The organism is Ruminococcus sp. OA3 (assembly GCF_022440845.1).
In the GTDB taxonomy this organism is placed as follows: domain Bacteria; phylum Bacillota; class Clostridia; order Lachnospirales; family Lachnospiraceae; genus Ruminococcus_G.
Map to the genome: position 1 here is coordinate 1349906 of NZ_JAKNTO010000001.1, position 25310 is coordinate 1375215.

The 25310-nt window shown below is 46.3% G+C and carries 18 protein-coding genes; all 18 read left to right on the forward strand.

Going from position 1 to position 25310, the window contains the following annotated elements; genetic code table 11:
* The first annotated feature begins 59 nt into the window (after positions 1-59).
* Positions 60-1127 (forward strand): glycosyltransferase, encoded by a 1068-nt coding sequence (locus MCG98_RS06180; protein ID WP_240300948.1) that lies wholly within the window; start codon positions 60-62, stop codon positions 1125-1127.
* Positions 1128-1159: 32 nt separating this feature from the next.
* Positions 1160-2914: a 2-succinyl-5-enolpyruvyl-6-hydroxy-3-cyclohexene-1-carboxylic-acid synthase gene (menD, locus tag MCG98_RS06185; RefSeq protein ID WP_240300950.1), complete on the forward strand. Its 1755-nt coding sequence runs from the start codon at positions 1160-1162 to the stop codon at positions 2912-2914.
* A 13-nt stretch (positions 2915-2927) separates the two neighbouring features.
* Positions 2928-3776, forward strand: coding sequence for an aldo/keto reductase (locus tag MCG98_RS06190; RefSeq protein WP_240300952.1), 849 nt, complete (start codon positions 2928-2930; stop codon positions 3774-3776).
* A gap of 9 nt (positions 3777-3785) precedes the next feature.
* A complete protein-coding gene (locus MCG98_RS06195) occupies positions 3786-4685 on the forward strand; it encodes a hypothetical protein (RefSeq protein ID WP_240300953.1) in 900 nt (299 codons plus the stop codon).
* 209 nt (positions 4686-4894) lie between these two features.
* Complete coding sequence (locus MCG98_RS06200; protein ID WP_240300955.1) at positions 4895-7801, forward strand: CDP-glycerol glycerophosphotransferase family protein; 2907 nt, start codon at positions 4895-4897, stop codon at positions 7799-7801.
* Positions 7802-7803: 2 nt separating this feature from the next.
* The gene (locus MCG98_RS06205) at positions 7804-8901 is read left to right on the forward strand and encodes a polysaccharide pyruvyl transferase family protein (RefSeq protein ID WP_240300956.1); all 1098 of its coding nucleotides are present in this window, start codon (positions 7804-7806) and stop codon (positions 8899-8901) included.
* A gap of 226 nt (positions 8902-9127) precedes the next feature.
* Complete coding sequence (locus MCG98_RS06210; RefSeq protein WP_240300957.1) at positions 9128-11482, forward strand: L,D-transpeptidase family protein; 2355 nt, start codon at positions 9128-9130, stop codon at positions 11480-11482.
* 61 nt (positions 11483-11543) lie between these two features.
* Positions 11544-13613, forward strand: a complete 2070-nt coding sequence (locus MCG98_RS06215; protein WP_240300958.1) for a L,D-transpeptidase family protein — start codon at positions 11544-11546, stop codon at positions 13611-13613.
* A gap of 33 nt (positions 13614-13646) precedes the next feature.
* Complete coding sequence (locus MCG98_RS06220; RefSeq protein ID WP_240300959.1) at positions 13647-14042, forward strand: GtrA family protein; 396 nt, start codon at positions 13647-13649, stop codon at positions 14040-14042.
* Between the two features lie 209 nt (positions 14043-14251).
* Positions 14252-16105: a phosphocholine cytidylyltransferase/choline kinase family protein gene (locus MCG98_RS06225; RefSeq protein WP_240300960.1), complete on the forward strand. Its 1854-nt coding sequence runs from the start codon at positions 14252-14254 to the stop codon at positions 16103-16105.
* Complete coding sequence (locus tag MCG98_RS06230) at positions 16095-17645, forward strand: BCCT family transporter (protein ID WP_240300961.1); 1551 nt, start codon at positions 16095-16097, stop codon at positions 17643-17645. The genes MCG98_RS06225 and MCG98_RS06230 overlap by 11 nt, the downstream gene beginning before the upstream one ends.
* Positions 17646-17756: 111 nt before the next feature.
* Complete coding sequence (locus MCG98_RS06235) at positions 17757-19508, forward strand: hypothetical protein (RefSeq protein WP_240300962.1); 1752 nt, start codon at positions 17757-17759, stop codon at positions 19506-19508.
* 11 nt (positions 19509-19519) lie between these two features.
* Entirely contained in the window at positions 19520-20557 is a 1038-nt protein-coding gene (locus MCG98_RS06240) for a DUF6077 domain-containing protein (RefSeq protein ID WP_240300964.1), read from the forward strand.
* Positions 20558-20572: 15 nt separating this feature from the next.
* On the forward strand, positions 20573-21361 hold the full coding sequence (locus tag MCG98_RS06245) for a hypothetical protein (protein ID WP_240300966.1): 789 nt from the start codon (positions 20573-20575) through the stop codon (positions 21359-21361).
* An 18-nt stretch (positions 21362-21379) separates the two neighbouring features.
* On the forward strand, positions 21380-22645 hold the full coding sequence (locus MCG98_RS06250) for a CDP-glycerol glycerophosphotransferase family protein (RefSeq protein WP_240300968.1): 1266 nt from the start codon (positions 21380-21382) through the stop codon (positions 22643-22645).
* Between the two features lie 3 nt (positions 22646-22648).
* On the forward strand, positions 22649-23782 hold the full coding sequence (locus MCG98_RS06255) for a glycosyltransferase family 4 protein (RefSeq protein ID WP_240300970.1): 1134 nt from the start codon (positions 22649-22651) through the stop codon (positions 23780-23782).
* On the forward strand, positions 23779-24978 hold the full coding sequence (locus MCG98_RS06260) for a CDP-glycerol glycerophosphotransferase family protein (protein WP_240300972.1): 1200 nt from the start codon (positions 23779-23781) through the stop codon (positions 24976-24978). The genes MCG98_RS06255 and MCG98_RS06260 overlap by 4 nt, the downstream gene beginning before the upstream one ends.
* A gap of 47 nt (positions 24979-25025) precedes the next feature.
* A complete protein-coding gene (locus tag MCG98_RS18945) occupies positions 25026-25310 on the forward strand; it encodes a hypothetical protein (protein WP_345891627.1) in 285 nt (94 codons plus the stop codon).

A 25310-nucleotide genomic window follows, 5' to 3' on the forward strand; every position in this document is an offset into this window, starting at 1 on the left:
GATTCAAAGCTTGTAGACTGGCATAAGCCATCGGGAAAGGATATGTAATGGTGCAAAATATGGAGTTAACACAGCAGGGCGAAGCGTTGGTCAGCGTCATTGTGCCCATTTACAATGCTGAAAAACATATTAGAAAATGTGTCGAATCTTTGGTGAATCAGACTTATCAGAATACAGAAATTATACTGGTGGATGATGGTTCACCGGATGATTCCGGAAAAATCTGTGATGAATATGCCGGAAAATATGACAGAGTCAAAGTGATCCACAAAAGCAACGGGGGGGTAAGTGCCGCAAGGAATGCTGGTATGAAGGCTGCCTCCGGACAGTATATACATTTCTGTGATGCGGATGACTGGATAGAACCGGAAACGTATTCTGAAATCGTACCCAAGCTTGTCTCAGAAGATGCGGACGTGGCGCTTTTTGGCTGGTATGTGGATACTGAAAACAAAGGTACCATTTCTTCAGTCAGCAGGACGGATCATGCACTGGACGGTATTGGAAATCAGTTTGATATTTTTCAGGGGATGCTTATCATATGCGGCAATGCGGGCGGCCTGAAAGGTTATGGCAATTTTATATGGAATAAAATTTATAAAAGAGAATCTCTTCTGGATGAGAAAAACAATTTGATTTTGTTTGATGAAACGATAAAAGTTGCAGAAGACGGAATATGGCTGATGTATGCCGGGCAGAATTGGAAGAAAGGTGTTTTTGCCAGGAAGGCATATTATCATTATTATACCAACAATGAAAGTGTAATGAATACAGCCGGAAACTTCAGCAGCACAAGACTGGCCTCACAACAGGCCCATATGAGGATGCTGGATATTCTCAAAGATTTTAACAGGGATTATTATGAGATCCACCGTCAGGCGTGTATTACGTATTTCTGGATCGTGGCAAAGTCAAATCCGGCAGCAAAAACGCCGGAATTCGTAGCGCAGGTTATCAGCAATATCATTGCCATCAACGACGGTGTCTGTCCGGATGCGCTTGCGGCGGATGTTCTCAATGCGTTAAAAACAACTGCCAGATACAGATGGCTGAACAATCGTCTGCCGGTTAAGGTGGCAATGAAGGTTATGACGATATTCGATAAAATGAAAAAGCGTATATCTTAAGATATACGGTTCCAAAAGACCAGGAGGAAAATATGTATACAAAAACAAAAAATGTTCAATATCTGATCGCGTTAATGAAAGCACATAATGTCCGTCATGTTGTGCTGTCACCGGGCGGAAGAAATATTCCGATCAATCATTGCCTTGAACAGGATGATTTTTTCACGTGTTATTCTGTTGTGGATGAGCGCAGTGCGGCGTATTTTGCGATCGGGCTTTCTCAGCAGCTTGGAAATGAAATCGTGGGAATCTGCTGTACGTCATCCGTGGCGGCAAGCAATTATACTCCGGGTATTACAGAGGCGTTTTATCTCAGAGTGCCGCTTCTTGTAATAACGGCTGACAGAAATCCGAATATGCTGGAACAGATGGAGAATCAGATGATCAACCAGGTTGATATGTTCCGCAATTTCTGTAAAAAATGCGTAAATCTTCCGGTTGTTAAAGATGATGACGACGCATGGGCGTGTCAGAGAATGATAAACGAGGCACTCCTGGAAGTAAAACATCATGGGGATGGACCTGTTCAGGTCAATATCCCTATCCCGAAGGATCTCGGTATCTTTACAGAACCTAAGCTTCCCGAAGTAAAAGTGATCAGAAGACTTGATTATATGAGAGATATGGATAAGTGGAAAGAGATGGCCGGTAAGCTTAAGAAAGCAAGCAGGATCATGGTTGTCTGCGGTGAACATATCCCTCCACAGAGAAAAGAACTTGACGATATGATCAGGTTTGCAAAAAAATATAATTGTGTGATAGCGACAGAGCATATTTCCAATGTTGAATGTGAAGGCGCCCTGAACATATTCGGTGCCGCGGAGGTGATGCCTTTCAAATCGTTTGACGAATATCTGCCGGAAATCGTAATCTCTGTCGGAGGAAATTTTGTCTCCAGGATCAAGGATCTGCTGATCGGGAAACATGGACAATTTGAGCACTGGTCAGTCGATGAGGGCGGCAGAGTGTGCGATATGTTTAAGAGCCTGACTGCGATCTTTGAGTGTACTTCGGCAGACTTCTTTGCATATTTTGCGAACGAAGCATCAGCTATGATGGCAAACGACAGAAAATACTATGATAAATGGGCGGAAGCCAGGGTGAAAGCAGAATTCCCTGATTTCCCGTTCAGTAATTCTTATGCGATCAAAGCACTTGCAAAGAAAATACCAGCGAGATCACTGATGCATCTTGGAATTTTAAACTCAACCAGAATCATGCAGCAATGTGATGTTGCGGAAGGTGTTACGGCGTACAGCAACATTGGTGCATTCGGTATCGACGGCTCTATGTCTACATTTGTGGGACAATCCGTGATTGCTGCGGATAAGCTTTGTTTTCTTGTGATTGGTGACCTCAGCTTTTTCTATGATATGAATGCACTGCAGATCCGTCATCTTGGAAAAAATGTCAGGATTATGCTTATCAATAACAGCGGTGCTGCGGAATTCCATTATTTTATCGGTGAAAAAGTGATTCCAACGCTGAATCAGCATATTGCGGCGGAGCATTTTACCAGTGCTCAGGGCTGGGTCGAGAGCAAGAATTTCAGATACTACTCTGCGAAAACTACGGATGAGCTTGATTCTGTGCTGGACGAGTTTATCAACCCTTCTGCTGACAGACCGGCTTTCCTGGAAGTCTTCACTGACAAGAAGTATGATGCAGACAGCCTCAAAGAACATTGCTTTAAACTGAGGCAGCCGAACACTGCAGCGCCGATTAAAAGCAAGATGAAGTCGGCCCTGGGGAATATTATTTCGGGCGCGGGCGGAAAAAAGAATTGAGGGCAGATAATTCATGGATTCAATTACTTTAAATAATGGAAATCAAATACCGCAGATGATGTTCGGTTCTTTTCAGATGAATGAACAGGCGGATATGGATGCTGTTGTGGAAACAGCTGTTGACAACGGCGTATTAGGCTTTGACACATCGCCGAGTTACCGTACGGAGGAGATGCTCTCAGCAGCTGTGCAAAGACTTACCGCTCAAAGAGATGGACTCTCCAGGAGTGATTTTTTTCTGGATACTAAGATTGATGAGTGGCAGATGATAGCCAAAAAAGGGGAGATTCGCCCTTACGTGGAAAAATGCCTCGAAAAAACAAATCTGGACTATTGGGACCTTATATTAATCCACTGGCCGCAGCCGGATTATTATGCAAAAACATGGCTTGCAATGGAGAAACTGTATGAGGAAGGTATTGTAAAAAATATTGGAGTCTGTAATTTCTCAGTCAGACATTTTAAGGGGCTGGAAAATGCAGGGGCCAATATTGCGCCTGCGGTCATGCAGAATGAGGTGCATCCCCTCAATACGGAGAACGAGGTACTTGAATACTGTAAAGAAAATCATATTACAGTTCAGGCATACAGTCCGCTGTGCCGCATGATACCGGAAATAAGAGACAATGAACTTCTTAATCATCTTGCCCAAAAATACAGCGTATCCCTTGCACAGATTATACTGCGCTGGCATATAGAACGCGGTCTGGTGCCTGTTGTTAAGACGAGCAGCGAGAAAAGGGTGAAGGAAAATACGGATATTTTTTCCTTTGCGCTTTCAGAAGAGGACAGGGATGCGATTACTGGTCTGGACAGACACTTTAAGATATTTCTCGAGTCAAGATGCTGTCCGGGATATTAAGGGGATTCGATGATGCTAAAAAAAATATATAAGAAGATTCGGGGATTTGCAAAGAAAAACCTGAAGTTTACAGTGATTGCTGCATTTGTTCTGGTGCTGGCACTTCTTTCACTGGTTCTTGCCCTGACGGCTGGAATCATACCAGCGATTGTTGCAGACATTGTGCTGATCGTGATCTGCGGAGGGATTCTGCTCACTGATAAACTCAGTGTAAGATGGTGGACAAGGGAGAAGCCCCCCGGTTTCTTTCAGGATCTGCGATGGAGAAATGTTCCTGGACTGGTCGTGGGATCAACAAAGGCATGGAAATATATTGATTTCACACGATTTGGTGATCAGATTTATAACTGTGTGACATATAAACGGTCTTTTCATATGGATTTTGCAATGCTGAAGACTTATTTCAGCCATGTGAAAAAAGATGGAAAGATATTCATTGTCTTTGATTATTCAGAGGCTGAAGAGCTCGGGTGGGCCATAAGCCCCAGAGACTGGAGTTATATTCATCCTCATTTGTTTCTGGCGCTGGGGAAAACGGCAGATAAGAAAAAAAACAGCCATCCCCTGTTTTATTACCCGAAACAGACGATCGGATATGTATGTACAAGAATCATTAAGAAACTGGGATTTTATAAAAATGCTACCTGGAAACGGTCAAACGACATGAATCTGGACATAGACACAGGAAAAGTACAGAAGAGGATTCAGGCAATTGACAAAATGCTTTGTTTCTGCTGGGAACGAGATCTTGTTCCGGAACTTATTTTGATTAACGGCAGCAGTGAAAACAATTGTGCAAATGAGATTATCAGAGCTACTTTTGCGCCAAAGTATTATCAACTGGACGTCAAAACTGTGGATAATGCCGGAGAACTGAATAACTATATCAATCAGAAAATACAGCAGTAAGCCGGCAAGCGGTATGGTTAATGAGGATATTCTCTGTATATGAGCGGCCGCTTATATACAGGGGTATCCTTATCGTCGTTGTACAGGCATGGTTGTTTGCTGCACAGTGCCGCTGCCTTACCTGACAAAAAGAGGAAGCGTGAAAAGATTGAAAAGCTTTTTAGAATATGCTATGATTCCATGTGACTCGACATACAAAGGAGAAATATATGTGTAAAATTAGTGTGATCGTGCCGGTTTACAAGGTGGAACGTTATCTGCGTACCTGTCTCGACAGTCTTGTAAATCAGACACTTGAAGATATTGAAATCATTGCCGTTAATGACGGGAGTCCGGACAACAGTCCGGCGATCCTGGAAGAATACGAAAAAAAATATTCCCCAAAAGTAAGGGTATATTCTATTGAAAACCACGGCGTGAGCTATGCAAGGAATTACGGGGCTGACAGGGCTAACGGAGAGTATCTGCTGTTCGTGGACAGTGATGATTTTGTGGAGCCGCAGATGTGTGAAGTGCTCTATGAAAAAGCGTCAGGTGACGGCAATGATATCGTACTCTGCAACAGAAACAATATATACGAAACCCCGGGGGGGAAGGATACTGTAAATAAAAATTTCATGATGACGGCAAGTCAGAACTTTACAATTTCACAGTATCCGTTTGAACTATGCTGGATTTCCCCGTTTCCATGGGATAAGCTTGTAAAGCGGGAATTGTTTCTTTCTATAAAATTTCCGGAAAATATACGATTTGAGGATCTTGCATATGTTTTGAAGCTTGCATGCGTGGCAGAAAGCATAGGAGTGGTGAAGGATCATCTCTATAACTACCGCCGTACGACGACAGGGGGTTTTTTGAATTCATTTTCAGAGGACACACTTGACATTGTCAAAGCATTTGACAATGTTATGAGCTTTATGAAGGAGCATAAGTTCGATGGATGCTATCGGGAAGAATTAGCTTACATCTGCACCCGTCATTTCTTCTATCGCTATCCGGCATTGTTCTATAATAAGGAAGCAAGCCTGAAGTTAAAAAAATGTTTGCTTAATGAGACGCACGATTTTCTGGACCTTAATTTCCCTGACTGGAGAGAAAATCATTATTTAAAATACTCCAGCTCTCCGGCTGTTAAAAAGCGCCTGAATCTGTACTGCAGCAGAAAAAAACTGCTTTTGTCAGTCACTTTAAACAGAATAGTGCCTCAGGGTATTCAGCAGAGGGCGAGATCGTTCGGGAAGAAAATATCAGGTTTTCTGCGGGAGTTGAAGCATTCGAGATCCAGGAAGAAAGTAATTGTGCAGAAATTGAAATTTCTCCGTGTGTTTCGGAGAACTGCAGGTTATGAATATACAAAAGCCTGTCTGAAAACAGGGGTAAATAAAAGGCAGATTTTCATGGAGTCAGGCCATGGAGAGGACATCGGAGGCGATATTTTTCATATGATACGCATTTTTCAAAGACCTGAATTTGAAGAGTATCAAGTCCTGCTGGCAGTGAATGAGAAAAGCAGACAAAAATGGAAAAAGCTCTCCGAAGTGTATCAGCTGGACAGAGTGCAGACCTTAGAAGTCAATTCACAGGCATACAGCGAGGCGCTTGCCGTTTCCGGTTATCTGGTCACGGACGCATCCCTTCCCAGTTATTTCGTAAAAAGAGATGAGCAGGTGTACTTCAGTATTCCGGGTGAAACTCCATTAAAAATGCTGGGAAGACAGGTACAGGGACGAGAATTCGGACTGGGAGATGAACAGAGAAACTTTTTGATCTCAGACCTGATGCTGTTCCAGAACGAATATTCCAGAGATATTTTCCTGGATGACTATATGCTGCGCAATGTATATCCGGGAAGGGTCATGCTTGCAGGTCATCCGCGCAGCAGTGCACTGCTTCAGGGAGATATGTCTGAGCGGATCAGGCGGGGATGTGGTCTGGGCGAAAAACAGGTGATTGCTTATATGCCGGTCTGGCGGGGTGCGCTGAGTAAAAAGAATTTTGAAATACAGGTAAAGATCATTTATCAGTATCTGTCACAGATAGACAGGCTTCTGACGGATAACCAGCTCTTTTTCGTAAAACTGCATCCGTATGTGGAAGATTCTGTTGACTATTCCGTGTACCGGCACATCCGTTCATTCCCGGAAGAGTATGAGACGTATGACTTTTTAAGTGCAGCGGACATACTGGTCACGGATTATTCCGGCGTGATGTTTGACTTTGGGGCTACCGGTAAAAAAATGATTCTGTTTACATATGACCGGGATGCGTATCTCGGAGAAAACAGGATGTACATTGATTTGAACGAAATGGGACTGCCGACAGCGGATACGGCAGAAGAACTGATCACAGAGATCGAAAAGCCAAATAACGGATATGCGGATTTCCAGGAGAAGTTCTGTCATTATGATGCTCCCGATGCGGCTGAGAAGGTATGTCATTCTCTGGTGTTTGGTGAAGACGGCGTGAAGACAGAATATCCTGAGACTGCGGCAAAACGGAAAAAGGTTCTGCTTTATCTGGACAATATCTCGGACAAAATAAATTTCAGTAAGCTGATCCAGGAAATCAATCAGGTGGATGCTGATGAGTGCGATTACTATATCTGCTTTAAGGAAAGTGCAGCACAGAAGAACACCCTGGTCCTGCGGGAACTTAAAAAAGAGATTGGCTATCTGCCTCTTGCGGGAGGGCTTGATGCGACAAACGGTGAACTTGCTGCGCGGTGGGTGTATCTGCGACTTGGTATGAAAAACGGGATAATAAACAGAAAAATGAAAGATCTGTGTGAGCGAGAACTGAAAAAGTATTTTGGAAATATTCAGTTTGACTATGTTATGTATTTTAATGGCATGAGTCTCATGAACCTGAAAATGCTGAGTTATATGCAGGGCAAAAAGATATGCAATCTCACGAAGTTTTCATTGAATTCCTATCAGAATAAAAAAGCCTACCGCTCAAAAGCTGATCTCATGCTTAAGGGGAAAGCCGAATTCGATGTATATTGTATCAATCAGGAATTTACAAAGACCGGAATTTATAATAAGACAAAAAATAAGGCAAACTACCGTGTTATGGATCTGGATCACAGCAGCATCCGTAAAATGATGGAGGTGTGACATTGAAAACAGGTATCGTAACATTTCACAGTGCGTATAATTTCGGAGCAAGCCTGCAGACATGGGCACTGCAGACGGCGCTTGAGAGGATGGGGGTAGAACCGTTTGTAGTCAATTACAGACCGTATGTGATAGATAATCTCTATGATCCCATGGCGCGGACAAAAGGACTGAGCCGGTATCGGTTTTATCGGAAACTGACGAGGCCGCAGCTTATACTCCGGCATGAAAGATATGAGAAATTCATGAGAGACGAATACCATCTGCTTGGAGAGTATCATACTTATGAGGAGCTGAAGAATGCAGAGATGGGTCTTGACGCCTGTATCGTAGGAAGTGATCAGGTATGGAATGTACAGCATACAGGCGGTTATGACCCTGCCTTTTTCCTGGAATTTCTGGGTGATGATGTAAAAAAGATTTCTTATGCGGCGAGTACAGGAAGTGATTATATTCTTCCGGTATATCACGAGCAGTACCGCAGGGGGCTTGAGCAGCTGGATTCTATATCCGTCCGTGAGGCCAGTGCACGTCCGGCGCTCTCTCAATTAACAGACAAAGAAATTGATGTCGTACTGGACCCTACTCTGCTGCTTGATAAAGAAGAGTATGAGGCGCTGAAAGTTCCAAGGGAGCACAAAGAAAAATATATATTTGTATATATGATGGAGTATAATACAGAGCTTGTAAAATTTGCAAATTACATGTCCCGTTTACTGGGACTTCCCATCGTGCAGAAAAGAGAACAGCCATATTTTATCAATGAGCTGGAGACATGTTTTACATCGATACCGGGAGAGTTCTTGGATTATATCGAGAATGCTGAATTTGTCCTCACCAATTCTTTTCATGGCACGGTATTCTCTGTAATCTATGAAAAACCGTTTATATCAATGCTTCACTCGGGAACGGGCAGCAGGACTTCTGATTTGCTTAAAACGCTGAACCTCACGGATCACCTGATGGATAACGCGCAGGAAGGGTCTGCCTTTGAACGTATGGCGTTTGACAGAAAAGAAGAGACACGCAGCCTGCTTCTGAAAAACCGGGAACATTCGATTGCATATCTACAGAAAGCACTGGGGGTTGATCCGAAATGACTGTGAACCGGAGACTGCAGCAAAACAGTTGAAATATGCAAATAAAAACAAAAGGATAAGGGGATCCCTGAGAGGAGTTGAGTCTTCCGGGGGGCCCCTGATTTTTTTATTAAGACTTCATACTTTCTTAATAAGTATGAAAGGGGTTTTCGGTTGATTTTTCCATGGTAATGGTGTAAATTTATACATAGCGAAGGTGGAGTTTGAGGGAGAGGAGTGTATTGCTATGTCTTATGGAAAAATACGTGCAGCCCTGCTGTGTGCAGGGATAAGCCTGATGATGGTGACGTGTGTAAGCGCCGCATCAGAGGGAGCGGGTGATCCGGAAGTTACTGTGGAAAGTGCAGAGGATGAAGGCACGGAGCCTGAAGAAACAGAGGAAAATACAGAATCGGAGGAAGAGAAGACCGCCGGGGAAGTGACTCTGGAAGAGATGCAGCCGGGAGAATTACCGGTCACACCTGAAGAGGAGGCGGAGAACAACCTGTCACAGGGTACTGCTGGTCTTAATCCGGCTGATCAGGTGACCGTCGGTACCTGGGAGCAGGACGGGCAGGGTGGATGGACGTATTCTGTAGATGGAACTGTGCTGACTGGGCTTCAGCCCGTCAATGGCAAGATGTATTTCTTTGATGAGACAGGCATTCTGCAGACGGGATTCCAGACCATAGAAGGCGTCAGGTACTATTTTAATCCGAATGGACAGGAGCCTTCCCTGGGACTCGGAGCAATGATGACTTCTGTTTGGATTAATGAGGGAGGAGCAGATTACTATCTGAAAGAAGACGGCGTGCCCGCAATCGGTCAGGTATTGATCGGATCAAAAAGATATTGTTTTGATGCGGACGGCAAGCTTCTGACAGGCTGGCAGACGATCGGTGATAATACATACTATCTTCAGGCAGACGGAATTGCAGGCGAGAAAGGCCGGATGTATACGGGCTGGCAGACTATGAGCAATAAGGTCTATTATTTCCAGATGGGAAATGGTGATGGAAATATTGGTGCAATGTATACTGGCCGAAAGATGATGAACGGAAAGGTTTACTATTTTCAGACTGACGGCGATTTCGGAGAACGCGGCCGGATGTATACAGGCTGGCAGACGATCGGTAACAATATTCATTATTTCCAGATGGGCGGAGACATCGGTGAGAAGGGCCAGATGTATACGGGCTGGCGTACGATGAACAACAAAGTCTATTATTTCCAGAAGGGAAACAATGATGGAAACATCGGTAAGATGTATACCGGCCGTAAGATGATGAATGGCAGGGTCTACTATTTCCAGATGGGAGGAGATCTCGGAGAGCGGGGCCACATGTATACGGGCTGGCGTACGATCGGTGATAATATCAATTACTTCCAGATGGGCGGCAATGTCGGAGAAAAAGGCCAGATGTATACGGGCTGGCGTACGATGAACAACAAAGTCTATTATTTCCAGAAGGGGAATTCGGACGGTAATATCGGTAAAATGTATACGGGTCTGCGTACGATGAGCGGTAAAAGATATTATTTCCAGATCGGAGGCAAAGTTGGAGAAAAAGGCCAGATGTATACGGGCTGGCGTACAATTGGAAAAAACGTCAACTATTTCCAGATGGGTGGTAATGCAGGCGAGAAAGGCCAGATGTACACCGGATGGAAGACCATGAACAGCAAAGTTTATTATTTCCAGGTAGGGAACGCTGACGGAAATGTCGGTGCACTGTATACGGGCTGGCATACGATGAATGGCAAGTCCTATTATTTCCAGATAAACGGCATCAAAGGTGAGAAGGGCCAGATGTACACCGGATGGAAGACGCTTAACGGAGAGAGATACTGGTTTAAAGAGACGGGTGCACATGGTGTGCGCGGAGCAAGCCTGACTGGCTGGCAGCGGTACAAAGATGAATGGTACTATCTGCAGCCCAAAGAAAAGGGTGCGATGGCGACCGGCTGGACGTATGTGCCGATCAACAATTCATCTTACAGAGATACAAGCATCAGCAGTTATAAATATTATTTCAGAACAAATTCCAACGGGGGACCGAAGGGATCTCTGATGCAGGATGTGTCGGGGATGATCGGGCGCCAGAAAGGAAAAGACGGATATCGAGCAGAGATTGACAGAACACACTGCGTTGTGACAATTTTTGCCAAGGACGAGACCGGGAAGTATCGGATTCCTGTGAAAGCAATGACGTGTTCTGTCGGGCTTCCGGATACTCCAACGCCAAGGAGTTCGTATCAGTATCCATTCCGAACGATTGAAAAATTGCGCTGGGGCGAACTGATGGGACCTTCCTATGGACAGTACTGTACAAGAATTGTTGCAGGCATTTTGTTCCACTCTGTGGCGGGAAGCAATACAACATCGTACAATCTGTCGGCGGGCAATTATAATATGCTTGGCGCTCCGGCATCTCATGGATGTGTGCGTCTTTGCGTCAGGGATGCCAAATGGATCTATGATAACTGCGATCTGGGTATGCAGGTAGTCATTCGTGACAACATGTATCTGCCGTTTGACAAACCGGCAACCATCAAGATACCGGCAGGGCAGACATGGGATCCGACAGACCCTAATGTATGATTGGTGTTATGGAAATACAAGTAACAGTAGAACACAGTAAAAGTGAAAGGTGTTGTGGAAGATGAAAAAGAAAATAATAGCAATTGCAGCTTGCATGTGTTTGAGCCTGGGGGCTTTCAGCATCGTGCATGCGGAGGAGGGAGACCTGCAGCCTGAAAGTATTCTTCAGGGTGAGCAGGAGCCCTCATCAACGGAAAGTGAAAGTAACGGTGGGGACGTAACTGCCCCGGAAGATGAAGAACCGGTTGTAACTGTAGAGCCGGATGCAACCGAAGAGCCGGAAGATACGGATGACACAGGAAATGTTGATGCCATGCCGGATTCTGTACCGAACAGCGGGCTTGCCGGGAACTCAGCGCCTTCTGCGGATGAGACGCAAAATGCAGCGGCTCTGACGGGCTGGCAGAAAGTCGGGGCAGACTGGTTTTATTACGGAACGACGACAGGCGAAGAGCCTGTAAAAGGCTTGCAGCAGGATATCAATGGCAAGACGTATTTCTTTAATGACGCAGGTATTTTACAGACAGGATTCCAGACGGTCAACGGAACGAACTACTATTTTAATCCGAATGGTGAGGAACCGTCCCTGGGTCTCGGTGCAATGATGAAATCTGTGTGGGTTACTGAGGCAAACAAATATTATTATCTCGGGGAAGACGGTGTACCGGTGAGCGGTGGCATTAAGCTTATAGGCTCAAAGAGATATGCTTTTGATGCAGAAGGCAGACTGCTGACAGGCTGGCAGACGATTGGAAATAACAACTATTATTTTCAGATCGGCGGTGATATCGGAGCCAAGGGCCAGATGTATACGGGCTGGAAGGCAATGAATGGCAAGGTCTATTATTTTCAGGTGGGAAATGCTGATGGAAATATCGGAAAAATGTCAACAGGCTGGAAGGCAATGAATGGCAAGAGATACTATTTCCAGGTCGGCGGTGACGCGGGATCCAAAGGCCAGATGTATACAGGCTGGAGGACGATTGGAAAGAATGTTTACTATCTCCAGATGGGAGGAAATATCGGAGAGAAGGGCCAGTTATACACGGGATTCAAAACGCTGAATCAGAAAGTGTTCTATTTCCAGAAGGGGAATTCAGATGGAAATATCGGTAAGATGTATACCAGCTGGCGAACGATCGACGGCCAGGTATTTTACTTTCAGCAGGGCGGTGTAAAGGGCGTCCAGGGGCAGATGTATACTGGCTGGAGAGGAATCAGCGGTAAGGTCTTCTACTTTAAGCCGACTGGTGCATACGGCTCGAAAGGTGCCCGCCTGACAGGCTGGCAGACAATCGGAAACAAACGCTTTTTCTTCCAGCGCGCGGGTGTAGTGGGCAATGCGGGGCGCCTGCTGACAGGCTGGCAGAACATTGATGGCAAGAAATACTATCTGCAGGAGACAGGTGCATACGGCACCAAAGGTCAGATGGCCAAGAACGGCTGGCAGAAAATATCCAATACGTGGTACTATTTCCAGTCGAACGGTACCGTGAAAACAGGATGGCTGAGAGACGGCAGTCAGTGGTACTATCTGAAATCAAACGGCGCGATGGCAACCGGATGGAATTATGTGGATTCTTATAAATACTATTTCCGCCCGAATTCCAGCGGAGGACCACAGGGATCGCTCGTGCAGGATGTATCCAGTATGGTCAGCGGACCATACTATGCGACCGTTGACAGGGTACGCAATGTGGTAATGATTTATAAAAAAGAAGGGAACTATCAGATTCCGGTAAAAGCCATGACATGTTCCGTGGGATTGCCAGGAACACCGACGCCAGCAGGTACGTTTAACACAACAGTCAAATATCGCTGGAAAGAATTGATGGGACCTTCCTGGGGACAGTATGCGACAAGAATTGTCGGCGGTGTTCTGTTCCATTCTGTAGCGGGAAGTGCTCCAAATCCTTATTCACTTCCGGCAGGGGAATATAACCTTTTGGGTTCACCTGCATCACACGGATGTGTGCGCCTCTGTGTAAGGGATGCAAAATGGATTTATGATAACTGTTCGATTGGCATGCAGGTAACAATCGGGGATAACCTGTATCTGCCGTTCGATAAGCCGGCAACAATTTTGATTCCGCCAAGCCAGAACTGGGATCCGACGGACCCGAACATCTGATAGATGAAAGTGTTGTGGAACAGATATAAAAGTGTGATCAGTTATCTTTTCTTCGGCGTATGTACAACGCTGGTCAATATCATCGTATATTACCTCTGTGCACGGATGCTGAAGATGGGAACGGCAGGCAGCACGGCGGCAGCATGGGCTGCCGCCGTGCTGTTCGCCTATATTACCAATAAGCTCTTTGTGTTTGAGAGCAGATCTTTTGAGAAGAGCCTGATGATGCGGGAGCTTGCATCCTTTTTTGCATGCAGACTGCTGACAGGTGTGCTGGATCTGGCCGTCATGTACATTTGCGTGGACCGTCTCGGGTGGAATGACATGGTCATGAAGGTGATATCCAATGTGCTGGTTATCGTGATTAACTATGTGGCGAGTAAACTTTTAATATTTAAAAAGAATGTACGGGATCAGAACTGTGAGTGAACAGTTCTGATCCTTTTTACTGGAGTCAGCGGTCGGTACCGTCCGATAGCTGTACCAGAGAGTGTCAGCAACAGCGGTATATATTTATCAGGGATAAAGTCAGTCACTGGTTTTCAGTTTTGACATGAAACGTGCTACTACTCCTTGACTTTTTGTGGTTCAATCTGTATAATGAAAAATGTTCAAAAAATGAACACAGAGGTAAAGTTATGAGTAAAACGGAAAAATTTGAAAAAATACTGAACTGGATGAACCATCATGAATTTCAGAATCAGCGGGAATTAGCGGGTGAGACTGGGATGTCACTCGGGACGGTCAATGCGTTGCTGAAGGATATGGTGCAGGCGGAATATCTGTTAAAGTCGGGAAAAAGATATTATCTGACAGAACGGGGAGAATCTTATCTGGCAGTGCTGCGGGAAGGTCAGCAGAATGTGAAGCTGAGAATTGAGGCCGGGACAGATAAAGTCAGGACAGCAGTTATCCTGGCAGCGGGAGACAACGCAGCATTTTCCTGCCCCGCAGGACTGCTCAGACTGAATGGTGTGACTGTCATCGAACGAATTCTGCATATTCTGATACAGAATGGAATTGAGCGGATCTGTGTCATAACAGGGGCGATGGAGGAACAGTATCGCGCATATTTTGATAAACGTAATATTACGCTCATCAGTAATCCGCGTTATAAATGGACCGGGACAATGGAATCCCTTTCGCTGGCGGCTGATTTTGTCGGGGAAGATTTTTTGCTGGTGGAGAGCAATCAGATCTTTGAAGAAAAGGCGGTGACTGCGCTGCTGAACCAGCCCGTCCCCAACTGTATCTTAATGACGGTTCCCAGCGGCTCCAGTGACGAGGCATATGTGGAGCTCGGCAGGGACCGGACAGTATTTAGAATATCCAAAGATATCCGCCAGATGAATCACATTGACGGAGAAATGCTTGGAATCAGCAGGATCACGCTGCGGTTGTTTCAGAAGATGCTGGAATATTTCAGGGACAATACGAATCCGATGCTGAATTACGAGTATGTGTTGGAAGCGATCGGGCGTTTGTATAAGATTCAGGGAGTTTTTCAGGATGACCTCGCATGGACGGTCATTGAAAATCAGAGTCTCTATGATATGGCCATAAACCGGATTTATCCGCGTATCGTAAAGCGCGAACGTCTGGAAAAAGAAAACAGGGCCCGGGAAACGCTGAAACACTGTATGAAACTTGATGACAGTGAGATTGAGGAAGTCCGTATCGGCGGGGGCATGACGAATACCAACTTCTTTGTACGCGTACATGGGCAGGAGTACATACTCCGGATACCAGGGGCGTGTACGGACGAGATGATCAACCGGAAAAGTGAGCAGCATAACAGTGCACTCGCATCGGCAGCCGGAATCAATCCGGTAAATGTCTATTTTAATGTGGATTCGGGTGTAAAAGTGACAGAATGCATTCACGGTGCGGTGACTTTAAACGGAAAAACAGCACGTCTTGAAGAGATGATCAGGAAGACGACAGGAATTCTGCGAATGTTGCACCATTCCGGGATGAAGCTGTATGGGAATTTTTCTGTGCGGGAGGAGTACGAGAAATATAAACGAATGATTGCAAAGAACGGTGCCGTATGGTATGAGGGGTTTGAGGAGATGGACCGTTTCTTTTACACCCTTCAGGAACGGCTGCAGCAGATCGGCCTGGACAGGAAGCCGTGTCACAATGATCTTGTGCCTGAAAATCTGGTGTTGGATATCAACGGCAGAATGTATCTGATCGACTGGGAGTATTCCGGGTATAACGATCCCATGTGGGATCTGGCATCTCATCTTTTAGAGTGTGAATTTACTGTGGATGAAGAGGAGCTGCTGCTCCAGCATTATTTTCAGGGGAAAGCGGGAGCGAAGGAACAGGAAAAAATCCTGATCTTTAAAATCTGCCAGGACATTCTGTGGAGTGCCTGGACGGTGCTGAAGGAAAGTGAAGGGGAAGATTTTGGAACTTACGGGACAGACCGTCTGATGCGGGCAAAACAACTGAGAGAGGAGTATCAAGGGCGCTATGGAAAATAAAAACCGGAGAATTGACTGGGGGATTACTGTCGTACCATTGGTTGTGATCGCAGTGTTGTCTGTGCTGCTGATGTGTTTTCCGCGGCGGGCACAAAATGTTGTTGGTTTTCTCAGAAATATATTTGTGAATGAACTTGGGTTTTTCTATATCATTCTGGGCCTGGCGGTTATTCTGATTGCTGTCGGTCTGGCGTTTTCCAGATACGGCTCTATTCGTCTGGGTAAGACGGAAAAGCCACGATACAGTACGTTCAGCTGGGGAGCGATGATCTTTACCTCGACGATGGCGGCGGACATTTTGTACTGGTCGCTCATTGAATGGTGTTACTATTACACGGCAACGCCGTTTGCGATGGAAAATATGACGCTGGCGCAGCAGCAGGACTGGGCGTCTGCGTATCCGCTGTTTCACTGGGGTCCGATCCCCTGGGGATTCTACATACTGCCTGCCTGTGCCTATGCCTATATGATGTTTGTCAAAAACAGAAAGCGGCAGACACTGTCCGAGGCGTGCAGACCCCTTCTGAAAGACCGGTCTGACAAACTGCCGGGACGTATCATCGATATTATCGCGGTTGTCGGTCTGCTTGCCGGGACAGCTACCACATTTTCACTGGCAACACCACTTCTGTCGGCGGCGATCGGCCGTGTGTTTGGGGTAGAAACTTCGGAGATCACATCCATCATCATCCTGCTGGTAATCGGTGTGGTATTTATCTTTGCCGTTATGAAGGGGATGAAAGCCATCTCGCATCTGGCAACGATCTGCGTTGTGATATTTGGGGTGCTGCTTGCAATATTCTTTGTTTTCGGACCCAAAATCTATATCATCGAGACGGGAATCTCCGCGATCGGAAATGTGGTCAATAATTTCTTCCACATGTCCACATGGATGGATCCGCTTAGGCTGTCGGGAAGCGGCGGAACAGGCTTTCCACAGGACTGGACCATCTTTTACTGGGCATACTGGATCGCATGGTTTGTCGCAACCCCGTTCTTTATCGCAAAGATATCGGAGGGGCGCACGATCAGACAGACGATTCTCGGAGGGCTGTCCTGCGGACTTTTGGGGACTTATATGTCATTTATTGTGTTCGGTGGATTTGGACTGCATATACAGACAACGGGAAAAGCTGATCTGGCAGGCATGCTGGCCGGAGGGGCCTCACCGGCTGAAGTGATATTACAAGTTTTTGATCAGCTTCCGGTCACCAGGATTGCGCTGGTGGTACTGATACTGGCAATGATCGCGTTTTATGCCAGTACATTTGATGCCATAACACTGGTGGTGGCGGGGTATTCGGAAAAAGATCTGATTGGAGAGAAAGAACCGCGAAAAAAACTGCGGGCATTTTGGTCCTGTGTCTTTCTCCTGCTGCCGATCGCACTGCTGTTTTCAGAGAGTACACTCTCCAATCTGCAGACGATATCCATCATTGCGGCGTTCCCGCTTGGAATCATTATGATTTTGATCATTTGGGGATTTTTCAGGGAGCTGAGACAGCACCGGAAGATTCCTGAGGAAGAAATGGAAAAATAAACCGCATTTTTTTGCATCTGCCTTTGACTTGTGTTATAATAACGCTGATTATATGGAATTTTATTTGAGGGGATAAAATTTTCGGGACAGGAGTATATATAATTCAGGGTTATGGTACAAACTAGAAAAAAACACAGAAAATTGCTGAAAGCGTTGTGTCTTCTGGCAGTCCTTTTGCTGTGCAGTGCGGTGGAATGCAGAGCGGATCTGAAATCCTCAGATGCTCTTCAGAATTCTGAGTGGACACTGCTGACGGAATATGAGATTGGGAATAACACGGCAAATCTTCAGGCTATGTGCAGCACGGACAAGTATGTCGTATGCCTGATCAATGCATCAAATGCGGCTCCGGAGCCGGACACCCTTGTGGCTTTTTATAAGGGAGGGACAGATGAGGACGGAAATGAAGTGCAGCCTTACAGCTATGCGAAATCTATCACAGAGATGGATTATGAGCATGGGAATGGGATGGCGTACAATCCCTATACACGGGAACTTGTGATCGCAGGAGGCAGAAATCTGAGTCCTGAAAATAAAGGCTGTCTTTTTATTGTTGACGCAGACACGCTGAAATTCAAACGTAAGGTTAAAATTTCAGACGCCTGGAACGTTCAGGCAATTGATTTCAGTTTGACAAATAATAATTATCTGATCCAAAAAAGCGGAGACGGCGGATTTGGGTTCGTCGAAGCCGATCTGGATTTTAATATTACCAATGAGCTTGGCGATATGATTGATCTGGGCGGTGCAGGCACGTTTCAGGACCTGTGCGTCTGCGGAGATGATATCATCAGTATACCGTACAACAAGAATACAAAATATAATGGAACGGTTCAGGTATATTCCAGAAAGGAACAGCAGCTGCTGGGAGAGTACCAGCTGTCATTGGCATCAGATTCAGAGATTGTAGAGGCTGAATCAATCTCGGAGTTATCGCCGGGAAGCTTTGTGCTGGGCTGTGCCATCAGAAATCCCCGGAGGATCGCGTTGTATGGTGCGACGCTGCCCATGGCATATAATATCGAAACGTCCATAGAAAACGGAACGATCACTGATTCAGCGGAAGGCATCGACCTGGGCAGTGATTATACCATAGAGTATCAGCCGATTGAAAATTATGAGGTAAAAGAGATCACGGTTGATGACCAGCCGGTGACGGTCAGAGAGTATAAGGAATCCTATGTGTTTTCAAGTTTGACGAGAGATCACAGGATTAACGTCGTCTGCAGGGAAATTCCGAAGTTCGAAATCGTGACGGATGCAGTAAATGGAACGATTGATGAGAAACAGCTGATATACCGCGATAAGGATGTCACTGTGAAGTTCGCGCCGGATGAACATTATGAGATCGACAAACTGGTGGTTGACGGAAAAGATGCGGTGCCGGATAAAGATCAGACATCGGTTACATTTAAAAAGATCAAGACTCCGCACAGCGTCTCGGTAACATTTAAAGAGATTCCTGCATATATGGTGACTGCTGAGGCGAAAAACGGCACCGTATCGAAGAGTGCGAGCCGCGTATACCGCGATGAGAACTATACAGTTTCCTTTAAGCCGGCAAAAGACTATGTATTGAAGAAGATCTATGTGGATGGCGTGAAGGTTAAACATATCGTGGATGATGAAGAATTTACATTTGCAAATATCCAGAGACCGCATGATATTCAGGTGGTTTATGTATGGAAATACACAGTCTTTCTGTGGGTGCTCTGTGCAGCGCTTGTGGCTGTTGGGGCAAGCTATGTGATTTTAAGTGTAAAACGCTTCCAGAAGAAGAAAAAGCGCAGGGCAGAGCTTGAAGTTCTCCGTATTGAGAATCGGGTCGAGTATCCGGAGCCGGAAGAGGACCCAGAAGAATAGAGGACGGGAATATGACACTTTCTCAGATTGGCATGCTGATTTTATTCATGGGGATTGTCCCCATGATGCTCGGCATGCTGTACACAAAATTTGCAAGAGAAGAACGGGATTCGCTGATCCTGAATTACTGTTCAGGAATTATCATCATGATGGCTCTCTGTGAGCTGCTGGCGGTTCCCATGATTTTTATGCATACGACACTGACGGTGATGCTCCGCATATACGGCGGAGTAATTGCCGTTTTGTGCGTGTTGTCACTGATTCTGAATGTGACATTCTACGGAAAGATGCTGATATCATTTTTTAGACGGACAGCTGCGCTGCCGTGGCAGTCCTGGGCGGCAGTCCTGATCATTGTACTGCAGACTGCTGTGCTTGCAGTGGGGCAGCATGTGGATGATGATGACTCCTTCTATGTGGGAGCTGCTGCTGCAGCGGTGGAGACGGATTCCATGTTTGAAGTGGATCCGTATACCGGAGAGACGTATGATGAGCTGCCTTCCCGATATGTACTTTCGCCATTTCCTGTTTTTGTAGCGGTCATCGGTGCAATTACGGGTGTACACGTAACAATTATCGCGCACACCATATTTCCGATAATCTTTATTCCATTTGCATATATGATCTATGCGATGCTGGGCAGACGTCTGTTCGGGGAAAAAAAAGAGGCGGTTGGATATTTTCTGATCCTGGCGGCTGCAGTTTATATATTCTCCGGATATTCAGTGTATACGCAGGGGACATTCCTGCTGATCCGTGTCTGGCAGGGAAAAGCTGTGCTGGCGGGGGCGCTGCTCCCTGGAGTATTCTATTACGGGTTTCGAGCCTATGGAAAAAAGCATCATGCACTGGACTATATCATGCTGGGTGCACTGATGCTGTCCTGCTGCCTGGTTTCCTCCATGGGGATTATGCTGGGAGCAGTGGTACTCGGTCTGCTGGCTGTTGTCAGTGCTGTGCGGTTCTGGAATGGAAAGATTATTCTATACAGCTTTTTATGCTGCATTCCGAATATCGTATATTCGGTAATCTATCTGATCATTAAATAATTATGGAGAATAAGCATGCAGAAAACATGGACGACTGTGCTGGAGATGTTTGAGAAATATACGAACGGCAGCTGGCACATTATTTTACTGGCGGTTGCACTGCTGTATCTGCTCCTGACAGTAAAAAAGAAAAAAGAGAATATAATCTTCATTGTGTTTTCCCTGTTGTTTGCGGGACTGTATCTCTGTCCATATACGGCAGATCTGATTATGAAGAATTTTATCGGTCGATCCGTTTACTGGAGGATGTTCTGGATACTGCCATCAATCCTGATCATCGCCTATGCGGGTGCTCTGTTTTTATCCAGACTCAGGTCAAAAGGAGTACAGGCTGTTTTGCTGGCCGTCATGGTGGCTGTCATCGGCGTCACCGGGACCTGCGTTTATTTTCAGGGGCATTATACGGCAAAGACAGATCTTTATAAGCTTCCGTCCCCTACGGTGTCCGTCTGCAAGCTGATAAAAGCCGATGCCGCTGAACAGGGGATTGAGGACGTGTACGTTGTAGTGCCGAATCATCTCGTATGCTATATCCGCCAGTATGATGCGTCGTTCTATATGCCGTATGGCAGAAATGCATTCCGGCGTGAAGATCTGACCCAGACACAGGCAGGCATTTTTTCGCAGATGAGCAGTGATGAAGCTGATGCGGAAACGATCAACCACCTTCTTCGTGAGGAGGGAATCAATTATTTTGTATGGGACCGTACCGGACAGACGAGGGACGACTTTGATGCGATGGGCTATGTGGTGGTAGGAGATGTCAAGGGGCACCGTGTTTACCGTCTGGATCCGGCAGACTAAGGAAAAGAGGATTTAGAAATGGCAGGATTGAAATTGGCATTGTACCGAATGATAAAACAGAATACGCTGCTGCGGCGCGCTGCCAGGACGGCAGGGCGGGCTGTATGGAATATAGAATATAAGATGATCCGCAGGCGGTGCAGGACGGATGACAAGCTCTATGTCTTTGAATCTTATCAGGGAAGGCAGTATGCCTGCAGTCCCAGGGCAATTTATGAAGAGCTGCTGAAAAAAGAGGCCCGGGAGGGATACCGTTTCATCTGGGTATTCAGGGAGCCTGAAAAGTATTCCTGGATGCTGAAAAACCCAAACACGACGATCGTGAAACTGGGAACACGGGAATACTATGAGGCGTTTGCACGGGCGAAGTTCTGGATCGTCAATTCAAGAACCCGCCACTGCCTTGTCCCGGGGAGTGACCAGTGTTTTTTACAGACGTGGCATGGAACTCCGCTGAAAAGGCTGGGATGTGACATTATGGTGGAAGGGAACAATGTGCTTTCCTCCGCGGAGATAAAAAAGGACTATCAGAAAGAGGGCGGACGAGTGACGTACTTTTTGTCTCCCTCTTCTTTTTACACAGAAAAAATCGCGTCGGCATTCGGGCTTCGTGAGGACGACAAACACAGAAAAGTGCTGGAGCTTGGATATCCCAGAAATGATGAGTTGTTTCAGCCGGATACTGCAAAAGTGAGCGAGATAAAAAGGCAGCTGGGGATTCCGGGGGATAAGAAGGTGATCCTGTATGCCCCCACCTTCAGAGATGATCAGCACACACAGGACGGATGTGCATTTACCATGGGGTTTGAACTGGAAAACTTTTGCCGGGAGCTGGGTGATGAGTATGTTATGTTGTTCCGCACCCATTATTTTGTTACGGAACAGGTGGATCTGAGGCCGTGGAAAGGGATAATTATCGATGCGACCCGCTGGGATAATATCAATGAACTGTATCTTGTCAGTGATCTGCTGATCACGGACTATTCCAGCGTCTTCTTTGATTATGCCAATCTGAAACGCCCGGTGCTGTTTTTTATGTATGACCTTGAAGCTTACCAGGAGAATATCAGGGATTTCTACCTGGATATCAGGGAGCTTCCAGGAGATATTGTGAGTACGGAAGAGGAGCTGTATCGGGCTGTAAGGCGGGTATACAGTGAATTTGCATATGACGAACGGTATCGGACCTTCCACAGTAAATTTAATTATCTGGACGGTCCGCACACCAGCCGGGCGGTGATCGACCGGCTTCATGCTTTGTGTGGGACGGGCAGAAGGGGATAAGGTATGAAGAAAGTATTGCTGGTGACACATGTGGGAGATTTTATACCGCAGTTTGAGATGAGAAATGTCCGGTATCTGCAGAGCATCGGATATGAGGTTCATTATGCGGCTGATTTTAAGCAGTCTTCTTACGGGAACAGTGCGGAAAAGCTGAAGGGATCAGGTGTGGTCTGTCATCAGGTTCCGTTCGAGCGCTCTCCGTTTAAGGTGAAAAATATTCATGCATACCGCGTACTGAAGGAGCTTCTGGCATCGGAACACTTTGAACTCATTCACTGCCATACGCCTATGGGCGGTGCCATGGCACGTCTGGCCGGGAGAACCTATCGGAAGCGGGGGCTTAAGATTATCTACACGGCACACGGCTTTCACTTTTTTAAAGGCGCACCGCTTATCAACTGGATGATTTATTATCCGGTGGAGCGTCTGCTGTCACGCTGGACGGACGTACAGATAACGATTAACCGTGAAGATTACCAGCGTGCACGCAAATTTCATGCAAATAAAGTGGTGAGGATCCCGGGGGTGGGGATCGACCTGTCTTCCGCCCGGGAACGGAAGCTGCTCGACAAAGAGGCTTTCCGCAGATCACTGGGGGTAGGGCCTGATGATTTTTGTCTGCTCTCCGTGGGGGAACTGGATGCCAATAAGAATCATGTTGTTGTCCTTGAGGCGTTGCAGAAGATGGACCGGTCAAACATCCGGTATCTGATCTGCGGAAAAGGCTGCCTGCAGGACCGGCTCGCCAGGGAAATCTCAGACAAAGGTCTTTCGGACTGCGTTTCGCTGCTGGGATACCGGGATGATGTGGAGCAAATATATGAAGCCGCCGATCTGTTTGTATTTCCTTCGCACCGTGAGGGACTGTCAGTGGCACTGATGGAGTCTATGGCAAAAGGACTGCCGGCGCTTGCGTCGCGTATCAGGGGAAATGTCGATCTGATCGAGGAAGGCCGGGGAGGCATCCTGGTCAGCTCCAGGGAGCCTGATGAATTCGCAGACGGAATCAGGCGTCTTAAAAGAGATCCTGAGCTCTGCAGAAAAATGGGGGCTTATAATCAGAGAGCGGTCGTAAGATACGATACGTGTGAGGTGGAAAAGGTGATGAGCCGCGTTTATCATGAGGTTTTGGGATGAAAAGAAAACTGATGTCTCTTATCAAATACTGCAGACCGGTATATGCATTGTATTATTATCTGGGAACCTGGTTTCTGAATTTTTTGAAACTGTTTGTCAGGACAGATGACAGACTGATCCTGTTCAACAGTTTTGGGGGGAAATCATTCAATGACAGCCCGAGAGCCATCTATGAAGCGATGCGCCGGGATCCCAGGTTTTCAGATTTTCGATTTGTATGGGCGTTTCAGGATCCGGAGAAGTTTTCGCTGGATAACGGGGAAAAGATCAGGGCAGATACGTTTTCCTATTTCCTGACGGCGCTGAAAGCCAGGGTGTGGATTACCAACTCTTCCCTGGAACGAGGGCTTGGATTTGTTGGCAAACATACTTTTTTTGTGAATACCTGGCATGGGACACCCCTTAAAAAGATGGGAAACGACCTGAAAGAACAGAATACGTCATTTAAAAGCAGGAACTCATGGAACATGGACCTGTTCACAACGCAGTCCGTCTATGAGGCGGAGATATTTACCAGGGTATTTGAACTAAAGCCTGGAATCTGTCAGGTTACCGGTCTTCCACGCAACGATGAGCTGGCGCAGGCGTCGGATGACAGACGCCGGATGTGCAGGGAAAAACTGGGGATTGCTCCCGGACAGTGTGCAGTCCTTTATGCACCCACTTTCCGGGAGTATGAGAAGAACGATGCTCTGCAGTGTGTGTTTGCCCCGCCGATTCAATGGGAAAAGTGGCCCGAGACGCTGGGTTATGAAACGGTTATTCTGGTGCGGGCACATTATGAGACAGTGCGCAGCATGAAACTTCCGGATGACAAAAAATGCATCCGTGATGTATCAGATTATGAATCTCTGAATGAACTGATGATTGCTTCCGATATCCTTGTATCTGACTATTCAAGCGTGTTTTTTGATTATTCGATCCTGGAAAAGCCAATGGTATGTTTTGCTTATGACTATGATCAGTATGAGGCGGCGCGCGGGATGTACTTCGATATACGGGAGTGGATGCCGGGGGGCAGTATAACAGAGGAGGAGCTGCTGAGACTGCTGAACAGCCTGAAGGAACCGTGCGCATATGAGGCCGCAGTTCAGCAGACAGTAAGGTTTCGAAAGGAGTTTGTGAAGAGCTGCGGGCATGGGGTGGAAAATGTGCTGAATGTTATTGCCAAAAAAATTAACCTTTCAAACAAATAGCGTATGTAGTATAATGTAAAAAATTATATGATACCAGGTGAGAATAGATGAACCAAAGAAAAGATTTTGAACAATACAAACGAATTATGCGCTTTTTTTCTGCCATGATCCTGGTAGCGGCTCAGACGGCAGTCTTTGCCTTCTGCTGGTACCGCTTCTATAATCAGGAACTGCGCAAACCGTATATGAATAAGGGAAATCTGCTGATGATTGCAGTTTATCTGATCCTGCTGCTTGTATTTCTGAATGCTTTCGGAGGCCTTAAAATCGGCTATATGAAAAAAGCAGTATTATCCTGTCGCAGGTGCTGTCGATCGTTGCCATGCATGTGA

Coding starts and splice junctions, on each gene's coding strand:
- MCG98_RS06235 (WP_240300962.1), top strand. CDS start 17,757: ATGGTACAAACTAGAAAAAAACACAGAAAATTGCTGAAAGCGTTGTGT.
- MCG98_RS06215 (WP_240300958.1), top strand. CDS start 11,544: ATGAAAAAGAAAATAATAGCAATTGCAGCTTGCATGTGTTTGAGCCTG.
- MCG98_RS06180 (WP_240300948.1), top strand. CDS start 60: ATGGAGTTAACACAGCAGGGCGAAGCGTTGGTCAGCGTCATTGTGCCC.
- MCG98_RS06195 (WP_240300953.1), top strand. CDS start 3,786: ATGATGCTAAAAAAAATATATAAGAAGATTCGGGGATTTGCAAAGAAA.
- MCG98_RS06190 (WP_240300952.1), top strand. CDS start 2,928: ATGGATTCAATTACTTTAAATAATGGAAATCAAATACCGCAGATGATG.
- MCG98_RS06200 (WP_240300955.1), top strand. CDS start 4,895: ATGTGTAAAATTAGTGTGATCGTGCCGGTTTACAAGGTGGAACGTTAT.
- MCG98_RS06210 (WP_240300957.1), top strand. CDS start 9,128: ATGTCTTATGGAAAAATACGTGCAGCCCTGCTGTGTGCAGGGATAAGC.
- MCG98_RS06260 (WP_240300972.1), top strand. CDS start 23,779: ATGAAAAGAAAACTGATGTCTCTTATCAAATACTGCAGACCGGTATAT.
- menD (WP_240300950.1), top strand. CDS start 1,160: ATGTATACAAAAACAAAAAATGTTCAATATCTGATCGCGTTAATGAAA.
- MCG98_RS06245 (WP_240300966.1), top strand. CDS start 20,573: ATGCAGAAAACATGGACGACTGTGCTGGAGATGTTTGAGAAATATACG.
- MCG98_RS06240 (WP_240300964.1), top strand. CDS start 19,520: ATGACACTTTCTCAGATTGGCATGCTGATTTTATTCATGGGGATTGTC.
- MCG98_RS06250 (WP_240300968.1), top strand. CDS start 21,380: ATGGCAGGATTGAAATTGGCATTGTACCGAATGATAAAACAGAATACG.
- MCG98_RS06225 (WP_240300960.1), top strand. CDS start 14,252: ATGAGTAAAACGGAAAAATTTGAAAAAATACTGAACTGGATGAACCAT.
- MCG98_RS06255 (WP_240300970.1), top strand. CDS start 22,649: ATGAAGAAAGTATTGCTGGTGACACATGTGGGAGATTTTATACCGCAG.
- MCG98_RS18945 (WP_345891627.1), top strand. CDS start 25,026: ATGAACCAAAGAAAAGATTTTGAACAATACAAACGAATTATGCGCTTT.
- MCG98_RS06230 (WP_240300961.1), top strand. CDS start 16,095: ATGGAAAATAAAAACCGGAGAATTGACTGGGGGATTACTGTCGTACCA.